Raw genomic sequence first — 16,635 nt, 5'->3', positions numbered from 1 at the left:
TTGTCGAAAATGCCTCTGCCTATATCTTTCGTACTAAAATCAGGTTTTATGGGGAAGTAATGAAGTTTGTCACACCGCAGATAGGGCAAAATCATTATAATGAAGGTAACATTACGACCGAAAAAGGAGATTGTTATGCTTACTCTGAAACTCATGGGCACTCCCCTGGAACATTTGAAATCACAACATATTAAAAACAAATCTGTCATGATGAACAACAAAACACTTGCTTCCATCAAGGAAAACGGAAACGTGGTTGAATTCCACATTGACCCTTATCTTGGCCTTGAGGAGTTTCAATTTTTAAGGAATTTAATCATGGAGCTTAGCTATGGAAACGAATCAGCGATCGATGAAAGAGACTGCCAGCTAGGCTATTTGGAGAATGGTGAGGCAGCGTTTTTGATCAAGAATTGGGAAGAGTGGAAGTTATTCCTGATGAAAGCCAAGCTCAGGACTCTTGAAGGCCAGAATGTCCAGGCTTTGAATCCAGAAGGCGACGAACTGGGTTCCGGCCTGCTTGCGGAATATGAAATCGCTGTAGACCCTTTCCGCATCACCAGCTGCACCTTGATCACCCTGTTCGGCGAAAGGAAATTCGAAGGGGAAAATATCAAGATTGTACCGACTAATCAATTTAGCTAATACTCTAATAGAAAAGCAGCGGAGTTCAAAAACTCCGCTGCTTCTTTATTTACCGTTTTTTAATTCATCAAGCAACTGTTTTGTCCGTTTCGCATTTCCTTCTGCGAAGTTTTCGAGGCGGTCCTTTAGTTCGGGATCGTCATGGATTCGTTCAGCCGTGATTAGGTAAGTACGCATTAAATCTTCTTCAATTTCAAGGGAATTTTCAAGTACTTCCTCAATTGATACTTTTTTTCTGTCTTGATGAAAAAAAGAATGGGATACCATGTGCATTCCTCCCTTTTGAACTCAATGCCATTCCAACTGCTATGTACTCAGTTGTATACAAAGAGTCCTCCTTTTTATCATCGCCCTCAGCCTACTTTTTATACTCTGCCTTCCTCCAGATGAAAAAGGCTGTTGTTGCCAGGATCGTCGAAATCAGCGCAACGATAACTGCGCCATATACGCGCTCATCTTCATGTCCATAATACCCCTCGATGGCATTGGATAAAGAGAAAACGTTGATGGCAAGGAACAGGAAAATCGAGAAGAATGCTGCTCTTTTTTTATCCATGCCTTACTTCCCTCCCTACTGCAAAAACCTTTCCGTCCTTGATTTCTAGCAGGATTTTAGGAAGCTCGCGCTGCGGCGGTCCTGCCATCGGCTGTCCGCTGTCTACATTGAAATAACCTTTGTGACAAGGGCACAGCAAGACATTTTCCTTATGCTCGTAAAAAACCGGGCATTGAAGATGTGTGCATTTATTGTTGTAGGCTACGAATTTGTCCTCCGGTGTCCTGACCAAAATAGCTGGCTCATTCTTCGTCGGGTAGTTGAAGTTCCTGGATTCGCCGATTGCCAGGTCATCGATATCGGTGATTTCCACTCGTTTCACTTCGCCATTTTCATCGCGCAGGAACGTGAAGATTCCGAATGGAGTCGTTGCAAGTCCGATTGCGACGGTTGCGCCGAATGAAGCCTTCAGGAATGCCCTTCTATTCAAATGAACATCATCTTTCCTGTTCAGGTTATCGATCAGCTTGATCATATCCTTATCATCTTCATGATGTGTCTGTTTTTTTTCATCACTCATAGCCAAATCCTCCTGTTCCTAGAGCTGAAACTTAGCATGTATTTTTTCTGCCAGGTCTACGTATTCCTTGAATAGCGCAGTATTTTCTGCTGCGATTGCAGGCGTTTCGCTATTCTCATCGGCTTCTTGAATCGGCAGCTGTCCCAGTAAATCTGTGCCAAGCTGTGAAGCCAGTTCCTCGCCGCCGCCTTTTCCAAAAATATAGTACTTCTGATCACTGTCCTCAGGCTTGAAATAGGACATATTCTCGACCACGCCGATGACTTCATGCTTGCTCTTGATTGCCATCGATCCAGCGCGTTCTGCAACGAAAGAAGCTGCCTTATGAGGCGTCGTCACGACGATTTCCTTGCTCTGCGGAATCATCAGGTGCATATCAAGGGCAACATCACCGGTGCCAGGAGGCATATCGAGAATGAAGTAATCCATTTCTCCCCACAGCACATCCTCAGTAAAATGCTGAATCATTTTTCCGAGCATTGGGCCGCGCCAGACGATTGGCTCATTATCCTTGACTAGGAAACCCATGGACATTACCTTAATGCCATTCGCTTCAACCGGAATGATTTTTCCGTTGAACGTCTTTGGCTTGGAATCTATATTCAGGATTTTCGGTACGCTGAATCCGTATATATCAAGGTCGATGATTGCGACAGACTTGCCAAGCTTTTGCAGCGCGAGTGCAAGGTTCACTGATAATGAAGACTTGCCAACTCCGCCTTTTCCACTTGTCACCGCCAGCACATTTCCTTTTAACATTTGAAAGCACCTCTTTTTTGGATGGGTTATTACTCCCTACCTTATCTAAAATTGGTTAAAACCTTAACTGGAAAAAATCGTTTGAAATTTCCAGTTCGCCAATTTATTTTTATTTTCGCCAATAAACATGTGGTTTTCGCCAATAAAATCGAATTATTGCCAATAAACCTGTGAACTTCGCCAATAAAATTGATTTTTCGTCAATATCGTAAAGATCGATTCAAAAATAGAGCCGGCCCTAATGAACTTAGCGCTCTTTTCCGGCCGGCTCGTATGAATTTTCTTGTAAAAATATTTACTCACTTCGAGAATATCCAGCTCCAGCGCCTAGCCCCTCGAGACGCTTCGGTCCGCCCAATGAAGTCAAAGAACGACTTCACCGGTCGGCCCTCCAGCGCTTGTCGGGGCTGACCAAGGCACTTCCGCATTTCAATTATGATTATGAATCAGTATAAACTCCGAAGAACTCAGGTACGTAATCCCATTTATTTCCCTCTTGCGGCTTTTTGCCTTCAACCAGGTTCATCTGGGTACGTTTTCTGCGCAATTGCTGCATTTCATCGAAGTCGATGAAGCGGATCGCGTCACTTGGACAAACAGATGCACACATTGGCGCAATATCATGACGAGTTCTGTCATAGCACATGTCACATTTGTACATTTTATTTGTCTCGAAATCGAATTTCGGGATACCGAATGGGCAGCCGAATGTACAGTTGCGGCATCCGATACATTTCTCTTCCATCGCTGACAGCACGACGCCCTCATCGGTGATCTGGATCGCGTTTGCCGGGCAGACACGAGCACAAGCAGGGTCTTTACATTGCATGCACAGCATCGGGAAGGTCTGGCGTGATTCGGTAAAATCAACATATTCTACATAGTTCCGTTCTTTTGCATCATGGTCTCCGCACTCACGGCAGGCTGCCTGGCAGGCACGGCATCCGATACAGCGTTCAAATTCAAGGTACATTATTTTATTCATAATGGCCGTTCCTCCTATTTAGTCAGTTTTTCAAGTTTTACAGCACAGACTTTAAATTCAGGCATCCGTGAGATTGGGTCCAAAGCTGGACTCGTAAGCTGGTTGATGGACAACTCCTTGCCCCAATGGTAAGGTACGAATAAAGTATCCTTGCGAATCGCTTTCGTGATTTTCACAGGTGCAACCATCTCTCCACGAGGTGTAGAGATTTTGACTCTTTCTCCATTTTCAATCTGGTACTGGCTAGCTAGCTCTGGATGCATTTCGACGAATGGTTCCGGGCACTGTTCCATCAGGAATCCTACACGGCGAGTCTGGTTTCCTGAAAGGTAGTGGAATACAACGCGTCCAGTAGTCAGCCATAGAGGGTACTGAGTATCTGGCACTTCCCCTGGCTCTCTCCAGTCACAGACTGCCAGGTTAGCTTTGCCATCTTCAGTAGCAAACCGCTCTTTGAAAACGTGTGGAGTTCCATTATGATCCTCTGCTGGAGCTGGCCAGAAGACTCCATCCTGTTCATCGATTTTTTCATATGTGACACCGAAATAGTCTGCTTTTCCACCCTTGGAAGCAATTCGCAATTCATCGAAGATTTCACGCGGCTCATTGTAAGGGAAGAAGTTTGCTTTACCCATCCGGTCTGTAATCAACTTAATGATTTCCCAGTCAGGCTTCGACTCACCAATTGGGTCTACAACCTTGCGAATACGGATGACACGGCCTTCTATATTAGTAGTCGTTCCTTCATCCTCAGCCCATGTTGTTGCAGGAAGCACAACATCAGCGAGTTCAGCAGTTTCTGAAAGGAAGAAATCATTCACGACTAAGAAATCCAATTTTTCCAGAGAGTCTTTTACATAGTTAATGTTTGGTGATGATACTACCGGATTCGAGCAGATGACATGCAGTGCACGGATTTGTTTGCTTTGCATTAAATGGAACATTTCATATGCTGAAACGCCTTCTTTTGGCATTTCCTCAGGCTTGATGCCCCATACTCCGGCAACATACTCAACATCCTTAGGGTTTGCGAGCTTGCGGTAGCCTGGAAGTGCGTCTGCCTTTTGTCCGTGCTCACGGCCTCCCTGGCCGTTTCCCTGGCCCGTGAATGTCGCTACACCTGAAGCGAACTTCCCGATTTGACCCCTTAGCAGCGCCATTGATGTATAAAGACTGACATTGTCGACTCCCTTTGTCTGCTGTTCCGCTCCGCGAGCGAACATAACGACTGAGCGAGGCGACTTTCCAAAGATGTGTGCAGCCTTGATGATTTTTTCCACTGCTACACCTGTAATTTTCGATGTATATTCTGGTGTGAACTTTGCTGTCATTTCTTTTAATTCTTCAAAGTTGTTGCAACGCTCCTGTACATATTCGTGATCAACATAATCATGCTTGATCAATAAGTGCATGATTCCGTTCGCGAGAGCTGAATCTGTACCTGGAAGTAAGTCCAGATGCACATCCGCAACACGTGCAGTAGCTGTTTCACGAGGGTCTGCGACGATGAGTTTTGCCCCTTTATCCTTCGCTTTCCAGAACCACTGGATGCTAGTTGGATGGCATTCAGCAGTGTTGGTTCCAGCCATGAAGAATGTATCTGTATGCTCCAACTCTGTCCATGGCAGCGTAGATCCGCGGTCCATTCCAAGTGTCTTGTTAAATCCGCCAGCAGCAGAACTCATGCAATAGCGGCCATTGTAATCGACATAGCGTGTACCAAGTCCTACACGGGCATACTTCCCGACAAGATAGCACTTTTCATTGGTCATCGACACTCCGCCGTATACACCAATTGAATCTTTCCCGTATGTTCCCTGAAGCTCTTTGTATTTTTTTTCAATCAAATCCAGCGCTTCATCCCAGCTGGATTCAACGAATTTACCGTTCTTTTTGATCAAAGGACGTTTAATCCGGTCCGGATGGTCAATCGTCTGGTAAGCCGTAACCCCTTTAGGGCACATTTTCCCTCTTGTTAAAACCCAGTCGTAACGCGGTTCGACACCGACAACCTTGTTGTTCTTTTCATCGACGCGTATGTGCATGCCGCATTGCATCCCACAGTAGCAGCAATGCGTTGTGACTAGCTTTTCACCTTTGCGGATCTGGTTTTTTACGCCTTCTTTAACGAGAAACTGGCTCATCTACTTTTTCCTCCTTTGAATCCTGTTCAAGTCCGTAGAAATCTTCCGAACGTTTTTTGCTGAAGCCTGATATATGAATTCCGTTGTTTGTGTTTACTGGTCCGTATGGGTTGCCTTTTGGCGCTTCAAGATTCATTTGCTTCAATGCTCTCATCCTGCGGCGGCAGCCTGTGCAATAATCTGAAAGATATGAGCCGTCCGCAAGCTGCAGGTCGAAGTTCTGGCTTTTTAAAATGGCCTGGACATCCGCAATCTGGTCATCGTTGCTGTAGACTTGGCCGCAGCTTTTACATGATTTCGTATCCACTTTGACCACCTCTTGATAACTCATTGGAACGGCTGTAGCCAGCGGCCTGATCGGCACGTGGAACAGTTTTCCGAATGGGAAGTACATCAGCATGATGATGACTGTTACCTGATGGATGAGTGACATATAATGATGCATCCAGCCATCAAGGAATGTGTATTGGATTGTCAGGATCAACCCTGTAACGGTGACTGCCAGCAGAATGATCAATGGCAGGATATCAAATTCGAATCGCTGTGTTACTTTTACATCGTAGTCAGTGATGCGTCGGTATAAGGCCATCCCTGCTCCGATCAACACCATGATCGCGCCGATGTTCAGACCGTTATAGACAATCTCGGCGAATATCCCGTGAGCCGCCATCGTGATGGTTGGCATATCGAACACGATGATCTGGTATGTTTCCGGGTCGATCAGATCAAATCTCATCCATCCGAATGTTAATCCGAATGTAATTGCGAAGGAAATGATACAGCCCCATGAAATCATGAAGTGCTGGATTCCGCGGTAGAGCCCGCGCTGGAAAATGAATTTTTGCAAAATGATATTATCAATCAATGTTTTGATGAATGCTTTTGAATTACGTTTCAATCTTTCTTTATTAAAAAGGTTATCAACGCTTCGCTTCGCCACCCTGTTAGTTGCTTTACGCCACATCCAGAAGCTCATCCTGATTGTCAGGCCAATCGCGAAGACCGCTGATGAAATCGCATATCCCAGAAGCGCCATATCAATATGGACAAACTTCGAAGTTGAATACCACATTGAGAAGAACAAGATCATCACAACGACAAAGGAATACATGCTTGTTTTTGAGTAAAAAGATTTCTCGAATTTGTACAACTTTGCTACCTCCCTGTAAATCGTTCCCGATTTCAAAACTCATCTTATCATGGAAAAACAGTCATAATAGGGTGAAATTGTAAACACTTTGTGAATAGTGATAAATTGATTTGATAATGTTTTTAAAGCCCTAACCACCACTGTGTACCTTGCTTACCTAAATCTTAAGGGAGGCAGATTAAAAGATATGTGAAGTCCGTCACACCAAAAGAAGTGGACACAAAATCGTAATAAATTTGTGAGGGGGTTAACTTTTTACAATGAAATCTATAGGGATGAATCCTGAAAGGTAAAAAGAATCCCTGGGTAAGTTAAGTTATTAGAAGTCTGGTACGCCTATGCCCTATACTAAAACTATCAAGCCAGGAAAGGTTGGGAGATATGGAGAATTTCAGAGCTTTTATGGTAAACAAGATTGAGGAAGATTTTTCTGCTGAAATAAAGACGCTCAGGCTGGAGGACTTGCCTGCTGGAGATGTGCTGATCAAGGTGGCCTATTCTAGTGTCAACTATAAGGACGGACTGGCAAGCATCCCGAATGGAAAGATTGTAAGGTCCTATCCTTTCATTCCAGGGATCGACCTTGCCGGGACGGTTGTACGGTCTGATGACAACCGCTTCAAAGAAGGCGACGAAGTTATTGCTACTAGTTATGAGATAGGGGTTTCCCACTATGGTGGATTCAGCGAATTTGCCCATATTCCGAGAGACTGGATTGTCCCATTGCCAGATGGTCTTACATTGAAGGAAGCGATGATTTTCGGGACTGCTGGATTCACAGCAGCCTTGTCCGTCCATCGACTTGAAGAAAACGGCCTTACACCAGAAAAGGGAAAAGTTCTCGTAACTGGAGCAACTGGAGGAGTCGGCAGCGTGGCTGTGGCGATGCTGGCGAAAAGAGGGTATCAAGTTGTTGCAAGCACGGGAAAAGAATCGGAGCACGAATACCTTCGCAAAATAGGAGCAGCAGAAATCATCAGCCGTGAAGAGTTAATCGGTGAAAAAGTGAAGCCGCTGGATAAGCAGCTATGGGCAGCGGCCGTTGATCCGGTTGGCGGCAAGACTTTATCCGCCATCCTTAGCAAGCTCGAGTACAACGGTTCAGTCGCAGTCAGCGGCTTGACTGGCGGAACAGATGTCCCAACAACTGTATTCCCATTCATCCTCAGAGGAATCAATCTCCTTGGCATTGATTCGGTTTACTGCCCGATGGAAACAAGAAGGCTTCTCTGGCAGCGAATGGCTTCAGACTTGAAGCCTGAGGGATTGCTCGAAACCATTCAAAATGAAGTGGAATTAGAAGAACTGCCTAATGTCCTTTCCAGCATCTTAAAAGGCGAAAACCGCGGGCGGACGATTTTGAAGATGTAAAACAAACAGCCCGAACTCAGTCGTCACTGTGTTCGGGCTGTTCTATCATTCAAATTAATTTTGTGCTGCCAGCTGCTCTGAGTCCACTTTCGCCAGATGTCCGCAATCATTCATGAACATTATGACTTTCTGGCTGCCATTAAGTCTTAGCAAGTGGATTCCGGTATCTCCAGTTGGGAAATAGGTATCCGATAACACTGGCAGATTCAAAAATGTCCTCAGCAGATTGGAGATCATTCCGCCATGAGAGACAATCGCAATTCTCTTCTTGCCTGAGCTTTCTGTTAGAATCTTTGAAAATACCGTCTGGGCGCGGAAGCGGAACTCCAGTTCAGACTCCCCTTCCTCTATTGGTTCATGAGGTTTTCTGCCACCCTCTGGCTCCGGATAGCGCAGCTTGGCTTCTGCATAAGGCAAACCTGCCAAAACGCCATTATTGAATTCTCTTAATTTCTCATCCTCAATCACTGCAATCCCTGTTTCCTTGCTGAGTATTTCTGCCGTCTCCCTTGCACGCTTCAATGTGCTGGACCAAATTACTTCCGGCATAAATTTTTCTTTTACGACTTTCGCCATTTCCTTAGCCTGCCTGCGGCCATGTTCCGTTAACAGCAAATCCGCCCGGCCTTCATGGACCTGGAGGATATCCCCCTCCGACTCACCATGCCTGATCAATAATATTTCCATTTCCTCACCCTTTTTTTGTCTTTTTATCTACAATTCTCCGCAGACGGCAAAATCACCTTTTTGACCGAAAAAAAAAGACCCGCAACAGTACGCGAGTCTTCCCAATCATTATTTTACCGGCCCCAGGTTTGACCTTCTGATCACCTGGTTGATTACTTCAGAAAAAACAAGGCCGACCGCAATTGCGCCTGATATCATCGATGCTTTCGCAGCGAGCGAAAGGGCGACACCATAATCATTCTCCACGAAGTTCCTCATTGCATCATATGCCAGTCCGCCCGGAACCAGCGGAATGATTCCAGCGACGCTAAAAATGATGATGGGCGTCCGATATGCCTTCGCGAACACCTGGCTGACAACCGCAATCAAGAAAGAGGCCATCAATGTCGCAAAAATCGTGCCGAACCCATTCGTATCAAGTGCAAAATAGACGATCCAGCCAACCATCCCGGAAATTCCGCATTTGACGAGAGATTCCCTCGGTGCGTTAAAAATGATTCCGAACGCTGCCGAAGCAATAAAACTCGTAATAAGTTGTTCTATATAAACCATCGCCACTTCTCCTGACTACAACAAAGATAAGATTGCCGCAATGCCTGAACCAATCGCAAAAGCGGTCAACAGCGCCTCTGCTCCTTTTGAAAGCCCTGAGACCAAATGGCCGGCCATCAAATCCCGCACCGCATTCGTGATCAGCAGTCCGGGAACAAGCGGCATTACGGAGCCGATAATGATTTTATCCAGTTCCTGTCCAAGTCCCAGTTTTACAAAGAAAAACGAAATCATCCCAATCATAAAAGAGGACAGGAATTCAGCGAAAAATTTCACCGGGACAATCCTGTGAAAATAAACGACCAGAAAGAATCCAATCCCACCTGCAGCCATCGAAGGCAGGAAGTCGAGCCAGCTCCCGAGGAACATGATGGTGAAACAACCGCTCGCAATCGCTGCTGCAAGTATTTGAACCATGAACGAGTAGGTTAAGTTGGCTTCTTCAATTTCTCCGAGGAGCCTGCAAGCCTCCTCAAGCCCTACCTCACCACTGCTGATTCTCCGGGAAACGCTGTTTACCATTGCGACCTTCCGTAAATCTGTCGTCCGCTCGGAGATCCGCACAAGCTTTGTACGTTCCCGGCCCACTCCTTCAACTGAAAAAATAATGCCGGTGGGTGTCACATAGCTGTGCGTCTGGTCAATCCCGAAAGCCGAAGCCATCCGCGACATCGTGTCTTCCACCCGATATGTTTCCGCGCCGCTTTGGAGCATGATTTTTCCGGCAAGCAAACAGGCCCGCATCACTTCAAATGTTTGATCCTGATTATCCATAATGTCCTCACATACCAATCCGTACTCTGTAAATTTCTTTATCAGTTTAAATCATAAGAGTGCTGTTCGCAACCATAGAAAAAGCCAGCCCATATACCAGGCTGGCATCCTGCCTCAGGAAAGAGCTTCCTTTGGCTGTTGTACTTCTTTCGTCTGTCTTCCTTTTACAATGGTCAGGATCAGGGCTAACACAATGAACCCGCTGGAGATCCGGAATAATGTTCCCAAATCGATGAATTGTGCAAGCACCCCGAAAATCAGTCCGCTTAATCCTATTCCCAGGTCGATGGATGAAAAGAACATTCCATTTGCGACACCTCGGCGATTTGGAGGTGTCAGTGACAATGTCCACGATTGCAGGGTCGGGATCAGGGAACCGAATCCGATTCCGAATAATACGCCGGCAATCGCAATCATGATGTTAGAATGGGCGAAGCTCAGCACCCACATCCCCATGATCGTAATAGAGATGGTTAGTATGACAAGCCCGACAGGCCCTTTCTGGTCAAACCATTTTCCGGCAACCGGACGCGACAAGGACGCAAGGATAGCATTGCACAGGTAGAACAGGAAGATTTGGTCAATCCCGCGTTCATCCCCGAAAATCACGATGAAGGTGACAATCGTTCCATAGCCAAGGTTAATGAGCAATGTGAGCATTGCCGGGAACCAGCCGGATTTTTCGACAAGTGACCCTAAATAAGTGAATTTAAGGTCTTCCTTTTTGGTCGTTAACACCTGATTGGGCGTGTTGTACTTAATCGTCCCCAGGAGCACCAATGCAATGACTCCAAGAGCCCCGGAAATGTAAATGAGATTATCGAAAGACGTAACCTGGAACAAGAAAATTCCAAGACTTGGCGCAATAATCATCCCAATAGTGATGGACAAGCCGAAATATCCCATCCCCTCGCCAAGGCGTGAGTTAGGGACAAGGTCAACAGCAGCTGTACCATTAACCGTCGTTGACCATCCCCAGGCAAGGCCATGGATCAGGCGTATTGCCAGGAAAATCACGACTACTTGTGAAAGTGGATATAAGAATGTAATCAATAGGAGCATTACAGCACCAATCAAAACGAGCGGCCCCCGCGCTTTATACTCAAGCATGAAGCCAATGAACGGCCTGCTCAAAACAGCACCGATAGAGAATAGTGCCGTGACCAGCCCGATTTCCGTTCCGCTGGCACCGATTGATTTTATATAAGGCGGCAGAGTCGGAATCAGCATCTGGAAAGACATGAAAATGAATAGATTCCCTACCATCAATTTAATGAACGAAGAGGTCCATAATGGTTCTTTTGGTTGTGACAAAGTATATCTCCCCTTTTTGTTAAAAAAGAAAAAAATCTTCTGCAAAGAAGATTTTTACATGTATTTCGCATTTCTAAATAATAGCATAGGCCACTGGATAAATAAAAGGGAAATTTTGTTTTATTGAAGGTATTTCGGGTTATCTTGCGGATTTGATTTATTAAGTTCTTCAAAGATATCTGGATTTGCTGATTGCGATTTTTCTTCCATTTTCATGAGCATTGCTGGAAGATAGTCATTCAATACCCTTTTAAACTCCCCGACCGTGAGCGGTTTTGCGTCATCCGTGAGCTCATAGCCAAGCTGGCCGTTAGGTTCGATCGTCGCATATTTAACATCTTCCAGCTTCGTAATCCCTTTATTCCTAAGTCTCATCTCCAACTGGTCAACCGTCAGCCGCAGCTTCTTCAAGGTCTTGATATTTAGCTGACCATTCTGAATGATGATCTTTGATTTCCCTGTGATGAATTTCTCGAAGAAATTAAATTTCAGCTGCAAATACTCAAGAATTAAAATGGCAGCGACAAAGATAGCTGCACCGGCGATTGCCTTCCACATGCTTTTTTGCACAATGGGCTGGACGATGATGGTACCAAGTGAAATCATAACGACTGTTTGCGCCAGCGTCATTTGTGAGATTGATTTTCTTCCTGCGATTCTCAACAGCAAAATCCCTGATAGAATCAATAGAGCCGTTTGCCATATAAAAGTGAAATCCATAAGCTGCCTCCTAAAAAATTTTTACCTTTAACTTCCCCATTGCTACAGTTTTTATGAGGCAAAAAAACGGCACCAGATTGGCGCCGTTTGTTGTTCGTCTTTATAATGCAACTGGTTTCTCGATGATGATTTCTGATCTGGTGACATTCACTGGATTTGAGATGGTATCATCCACCGGACAAGTTTTCGCAATGAAATCTGCTAGTGCCCTGATGTTTTCCTCTGGAGATGGGGACTTTATATAGTAGGTATATCGAATATCTGAATAGCCCCGGCGCACATCTGACTTGTTCATGAATCCATCCGTATCAAGATCCCCTTCCAATTCAACCCGGAAATCCTCTAACACCACACCGAATTTTTGGCTGTAGACCCTCGCCACGATTGATTGGCAGGCTCCTAACGCACCAAGAAGCATTTCCACCGGATTCATCCCCTGGTCGGTTCCTCCCAAATTGACAGGCTCGTCAATCGTGATATGGAAACCCCTGGCCTGAACATCAACCTTTACACCCTCCTGCAATGCAGCACTGGCTTTGAAAATTTCTTTTGGCATGATATTCCCTCCTTATCTATTACACCTTTATTTTCAATTATTTTTTCAAAAAAACATACAGTTAAGAGCAATCGTCATAAAAGGTTCTTCATGTTATGTCTGGATTGTGAAATACTTAACAATCTAAACAATGCACACCTTTTTTCAACTATTACAATAGAAGAATTCCCTTAGTCATTTTTTTCTATTGTATTTCACAACGATATACGTTAGCTTGATAGTAAATCCTGAATATTCTGAAAGGGGATGCTTTGGATGCTTAATTGCAGGGATGAGGTTTTATTTTATACGAAGCAGCTTGTGAACATCGGGAGCATTGTCAATACCAATGGAGAAAACGAGATTGCTCAGGCACTTTATACGATGATTTCATCGTTTCCTTATTTTATAGAGAATCCGACACATGTAATCAAACCTCAAACCCAGAATGATGTACTCGAACGATATAATGTCATGGCTTTTGTAAAAGGAACAAAAGGGACCAGCAACCGCACTGTCATTTTGATGGGCCATCTTGATACAGTGGGAATTGATGATTTTACACAGTTGGCCGACCTGGCCTTTGACCCGGACCAGCTGCTTGTTGAGTTAAAAAAAGAAAAGCTGCCTCCACTTGTCAGCGAACAAGCGAGATCCGGAGACTGGATGTTCGGACGCGGGGTCCTTGATATGAAGAGCGGCGTCGCTTCTAATCTTTATCTACTGAAATACTTTTCCGAGCACCCGGAGGAACTTGATGGCAATCTTGTCTTTTTGGCAGAGTGCGATGAAGAGGACAGCTCGTATGGAATCCTCTCTGGTGTCAAGGACCTCAAGACCTGGAAAGAAGAGCATGGTTTTGAATATGTCGCGGCGGTAAACAGCGACTTTGTTTCCCCAAGATATGCCGGAGACAAGAACCGCTATATCTATAAAGGAACTGTCGGAAAGCTGCTGCCTTCATTTTACATCACGGGATCTGAAACCCATGTTGGCTCTGCTTTTGAAGGTCTCGATCCCAACTTGATTGCAGCTGAACTGACCAGACAAATCGACTATAATCCTGAACTCTGCAATGAGGCGTTCGGCGAGACGACGATGCCGCCCGTATCCCTTAAGCAGATGGACCTCAAACCAAACTATACCGTCCAAACGGCACTGGCTGCTTATGTATATTATAATTTTTTCATCCACTCCTGGACTCCAAAGGATGTTTTAGGAAAGCTGAAAGAACAAGCTCATATTGCTTTTGGAAAAGCCTTGAAGTTGTACGAGGAACGTTACCTCCAATTTTGCAAAATCATCGGCGAACCATGCAGGGAACTGCAATGGCAGCCGCGGGTGATGACGTATGAAGAAATGGAAGCCGAACTCATTAAGGCCCATGGATCTGAGTACACCGCCCATATGGTGGAATTCAAGGATGACCTTCTTCTCGATGCCAGCCTCGACCTGAGAATGTATGCTGCAAGAGTCGTTGAGGAAGCCTGGAAGTGGATGCCCGACCAGAGTCCGGCCATCATCGTCTTCTACTCCTCCCTCTACTCACCAAGGATTGAAGTCGCTGGTGATACCGAGGATGAACGAAATCTGATTGAAGCTTTGGACGCTGCTGTTGAAGCGGTTCAGCCTGAATACGAGGAACCGATTGTCGTCCGCAGTTTCTTTCCTTATATATCTGATATGAGCTTTGTCGCATTAAGCGATGATGACGAAGCGCTGGACTCTGCGTCACGGAACAACCCTAGCTGGGGATCGAAATTTTTCGTGGATTACCAGGAAATCCGTGAGTTGAACGTACCAGTCATCAACATAGGGCCATACGGGCTTGACGCCCATAAACGATACGAACGAATGGAAATCGACTACTCTGTTAGAATCGTTCCAAATCTGACATACGAAGTCATTCGGAATCTTTTAGCCAAATAATCTGCAGGTGCCTTGATTCAAGGCACCTTTTTCCTATTTCACCACTTGTTTTTCCGCTTTTTTCTTATTACTATATAGTTCAGTGGAAATATATTATAGTAATCATTAAAATAAAGATAATGAGACTGATCAAAGGAAAGGCTGATTTAATTGGAAGAGAACTCTAATTTTATAAAAACAATCATTAAGGAAGATTTGGAGAGCGGCAAGCGCGATCAAGTCGTGACCCGATTCCCTCCTGAACCAAATGGATACCTACATATCGGTCATGCAAAATCCATCGTCATCAACTTTGGCCTTGCAGATGAATTCGGCGGCAAGACAAACCTGCGATTCGATGACACGAACCCGCTGAAGGAAGACCAGGAATACGTGGATGCCATCAAGGAAGATGTTGAATGGCTGGGCTATGAGTGGGAAGGCTTGTTCTATGCATCTGACTATTTCGATGAAATGTACGACCGAGCTGTCCTGTTGATCAAAAAGGGATTGGCGTATGTCGATGACTTGTCAGCGGATGAAATCCGCGAATACCGCGGGACACTTTCTGAACCGGGAAAAGAAAGTCCATATCGTGATCGTTCGGTAGAAGAGAACCTTGAGCTGTTCGAAAAGATGCGCAATGGTGAATTCGCAAATGGCGAAAAGGTATTGCGTGCGAAAATCGATATGTCATCACCAAATATCAACCTTCGTGACCCTGTCATTTATCGTATTTCTCATGCATCACATCACAACACAGGTGACAAGTGGTGCATCTACCCAATGTACGCTTTTGCCCATCCACTCGAGGATGCGCTGGAAGGTGTTACCCACAGTTTGTGCACGACCGAGTTTGAAGACCAGCGTCCGCTATACGACTGGGTTGTTCGTGAGTGTGAAATGGAAGCAACACCGCAGCAGATCGAATTTGGCCGTCTCAACTTGACGAACACGGTCATGAGCAAGCGCAAACTGAAGCAGCTTGTTGAAGAAGGATATGTCGATGGCTGGGATGACCCTCGCCTGCCGACAATTTCCGGTTTGAGAAGACGCGGCTTCACACCAGAAGCAATCCGTGAATTTGTAAAAGCAGCTGGAGTTTCCAAAGGCTACTCAACTGTTGACGCACAAATGCTTGAGCACTTTGTTCGTGAAGACCTTAAGCTGAAGGCCCCACGTACGATGGGCGTGCTTCGTCCATTGAAAGTCGTCATCACGAATTATCCTGAAGGCGAAGTGGAATGGCTGGACGCAGATATCAACCCGGAAAACCCGGAAATGGGCACACGTAAAATTCCATTCTCACGTGAAATTTATGTTGAGCAGGACGACTTCATGGAAAATCCGCCAGCGAAGTACTTCCGCCTCTTCCCTGGCAATGAAGTCCGTCTGAAGCATGCATATTTCATTAAGTGCAATGACGTCATCAAAGACGAAAATGGTGAAGTCGTCGAGCTTCACTGCACCTATGATGTAGAAACAAAGAGCGGATCCGGCTTTACTGGCCGCAAAGTAAAAGGAACACTGCACTGGGTAGACGCAACGCATGCACTGCCTGCAGAATTCCGCCTGTATGAGCCGCTTATTCTTGATGATGAAGAAGAAAGCGAAAATGAGGCAGAAAAAAAATCATTCCTGGATCAGGTTAATGAAAAATCATTGGAAATCGTGAACGGCTACATCGAGCCAAACATGAAGGACGCCAAACCGCAGGACAAATTCCAGTTCTTCCGCCACGGCTACTTCAACGTCGATCCAAAGCACACAACAGAAGACAAGAAAGTCTTCAACCGCATTGTTTCGCTGAAGAGCTCGTTTAAGCTTTAATATTTTGTGTAACTTTGACCTTCCCGGGTTTGTCGGGAAGGTTTTTGTTTGGTGCTGATTCGGACTTATGACAGCTTTTCTCCTTTTGATGCTGAACCTGTCTTAAGTTTGCTCTTCTTTTGACAGCTTTTTGTGCTTTTCCTCCAAACCTGTCTTAAGTTAGCTCTTCTTTTGACAGCTTTTCT

17 protein-coding genes are annotated in these 16,635 nt (G+C 45.3%); 4 read left to right on the top strand and 13 right to left on the bottom strand.

What is annotated here, in order from left to right; genetic code table 11:
* The first annotated feature begins 135 nt into the window (after positions 1-135).
* Complete coding sequence (locus tag LGO15_RS05290) at positions 136-645, top strand: hypothetical protein (protein ID WP_226087008.1); 510 nt, start codon at positions 136-138, stop codon at positions 643-645.
* 45 nt (positions 646-690) lie between these two features.
* Here LGO15_RS05290 and LGO15_RS05285 read toward each other — a convergent pair whose 3' ends face one another.
* From LGO15_RS05285 to LGO15_RS05255, 7 genes are all read right to left on the bottom strand, one after another.
* Positions 691-912, bottom strand: a complete 222-nt coding sequence (locus tag LGO15_RS05285; RefSeq protein WP_226087007.1) for a hypothetical protein — start codon at positions 910-912, stop codon at positions 691-693.
* Between the two features lie 91 nt (positions 913-1,003).
* The gene (locus LGO15_RS05280; RefSeq protein ID WP_226087006.1) at positions 1,004-1,201 is read right to left on the bottom strand and encodes a hypothetical protein; all 198 of its coding nucleotides are present in this window, start codon (positions 1,199-1,201) and stop codon (positions 1,004-1,006) included.
* Positions 1,194-1,721, bottom strand: coding sequence for a QcrA and Rieske domain-containing protein (locus LGO15_RS05275; protein ID WP_167833367.1), 528 nt, complete (start codon positions 1,719-1,721; stop codon positions 1,194-1,196). The genes LGO15_RS05280 and LGO15_RS05275 overlap by 8 nt, the downstream gene beginning before the upstream one ends.
* A gap of 18 nt (positions 1,722-1,739) precedes the next feature.
* A complete protein-coding gene (locus LGO15_RS05270) occupies positions 1,740-2,480 on the bottom strand; it encodes an Mrp/NBP35 family ATP-binding protein (RefSeq protein WP_167833366.1) in 741 nt (246 codons plus the stop codon).
* Positions 2,481-2,919: 439 nt separating this feature from the next.
* Positions 2,920-3,465 carry a 4Fe-4S dicluster domain-containing protein gene (locus tag LGO15_RS05265; RefSeq protein WP_226087005.1) on the bottom strand — a complete coding sequence of 182 codons (546 nt, stop codon included), beginning with the start codon at positions 3,463-3,465 and terminating at the stop codon, positions 2,920-2,922.
* Between the two features lie 14 nt (positions 3,466-3,479).
* On the bottom strand, positions 3,480-5,609 hold the full coding sequence (gene fdhF, locus LGO15_RS05260) for a formate dehydrogenase subunit alpha (protein ID WP_167833365.1): 2,130 nt from the start codon (positions 5,607-5,609) through the stop codon (positions 3,480-3,482).
* Positions 5,590-6,759 (bottom strand): MFS transporter, encoded by a 1,170-nt coding sequence (locus tag LGO15_RS05255; protein WP_226087004.1) that lies wholly within the window; start codon positions 6,757-6,759, stop codon positions 5,590-5,592. The genes fdhF and LGO15_RS05255 overlap by 20 nt, the downstream gene beginning before the upstream one ends.
* 381 nt (positions 6,760-7,140) lie before the next feature.
* Here LGO15_RS05255 and LGO15_RS05250 point away from each other — a divergent pair, with 381 nt between their 5' ends.
* The gene (locus LGO15_RS05250; RefSeq protein WP_226087003.1) at positions 7,141-8,130 is read left to right on the top strand and encodes an NADPH:quinone oxidoreductase family protein; all 990 of its coding nucleotides are present in this window, start codon (positions 7,141-7,143) and stop codon (positions 8,128-8,130) included.
* 54 nt (positions 8,131-8,184) lie between these two features.
* Here the strand turns inward: LGO15_RS05250 and LGO15_RS05245 are convergent, their stop codons facing one another.
* From LGO15_RS05245 to LGO15_RS05220, 6 genes are all read right to left on the bottom strand, one after another.
* Positions 8,185-8,817, bottom strand: a complete 633-nt coding sequence (locus tag LGO15_RS05245; RefSeq protein WP_226087002.1) for a histidine phosphatase family protein — start codon at positions 8,815-8,817, stop codon at positions 8,185-8,187.
* A 108-nt stretch (positions 8,818-8,925) separates the two neighbouring features.
* Entirely contained in the window at positions 8,926-9,369 is a 444-nt protein-coding gene (locus LGO15_RS05240) for a threonine/serine exporter family protein (protein WP_167833362.1), read from the bottom strand.
* A gap of 15 nt (positions 9,370-9,384) precedes the next feature.
* On the bottom strand, positions 9,385-10,143 hold the full coding sequence (locus LGO15_RS05235; RefSeq protein ID WP_167833361.1) for a threonine/serine exporter family protein: 759 nt from the start codon (positions 10,141-10,143) through the stop codon (positions 9,385-9,387).
* A gap of 114 nt (positions 10,144-10,257) precedes the next feature.
* Complete coding sequence (locus tag LGO15_RS05230) at positions 10,258-11,409, bottom strand: MFS transporter (protein WP_226087824.1); 1,152 nt, start codon at positions 11,407-11,409, stop codon at positions 10,258-10,260.
* A 168-nt stretch (positions 11,410-11,577) separates the two neighbouring features.
* Positions 11,578-12,177: a DUF421 domain-containing protein gene (locus tag LGO15_RS05225; protein ID WP_167833360.1), complete on the bottom strand. Its 600-nt coding sequence runs from the start codon at positions 12,175-12,177 to the stop codon at positions 11,578-11,580.
* Positions 12,178-12,277: 100 nt separating this feature from the next.
* Positions 12,278-12,733: an OsmC family protein gene (locus LGO15_RS05220; RefSeq protein WP_226087001.1), complete on the bottom strand. Its 456-nt coding sequence runs from the start codon at positions 12,731-12,733 to the stop codon at positions 12,278-12,280.
* A gap of 255 nt (positions 12,734-12,988) precedes the next feature.
* Here LGO15_RS05220 and LGO15_RS05215 point away from each other — a divergent pair, with 255 nt between their 5' ends.
* Both LGO15_RS05215 and LGO15_RS05210 read left to right on the top strand, forming a co-directional pair.
* The gene (locus LGO15_RS05215) at positions 12,989-14,641 is read left to right on the top strand and encodes a M20/M25/M40 family metallo-hydrolase (RefSeq protein ID WP_226087000.1); all 1,653 of its coding nucleotides are present in this window, start codon (positions 12,989-12,991) and stop codon (positions 14,639-14,641) included.
* Between the two features lie 150 nt (positions 14,642-14,791).
* Positions 14,792-16,450, top strand: a complete 1,659-nt coding sequence (locus LGO15_RS05210; protein WP_226086999.1) for a glutamine--tRNA ligase/YqeY domain fusion protein — start codon at positions 14,792-14,794, stop codon at positions 16,448-16,450.
* Positions 16,451-16,635 lie beyond the last annotated feature (185 nt).

The sequence above is a fragment of the Mesobacillus sp. S13 genome (genome assembly GCF_020422885.1).
Classification (GTDB): domain Bacteria; phylum Bacillota; class Bacilli; order Bacillales; family Cytobacillaceae; genus Mesobacillus; species Mesobacillus selenatarsenatis_A.
The sequence above is the reverse complement of the archived record's forward strand: the minus strand, read 5'-3'. Positions and strand labels throughout refer to the sequence as shown.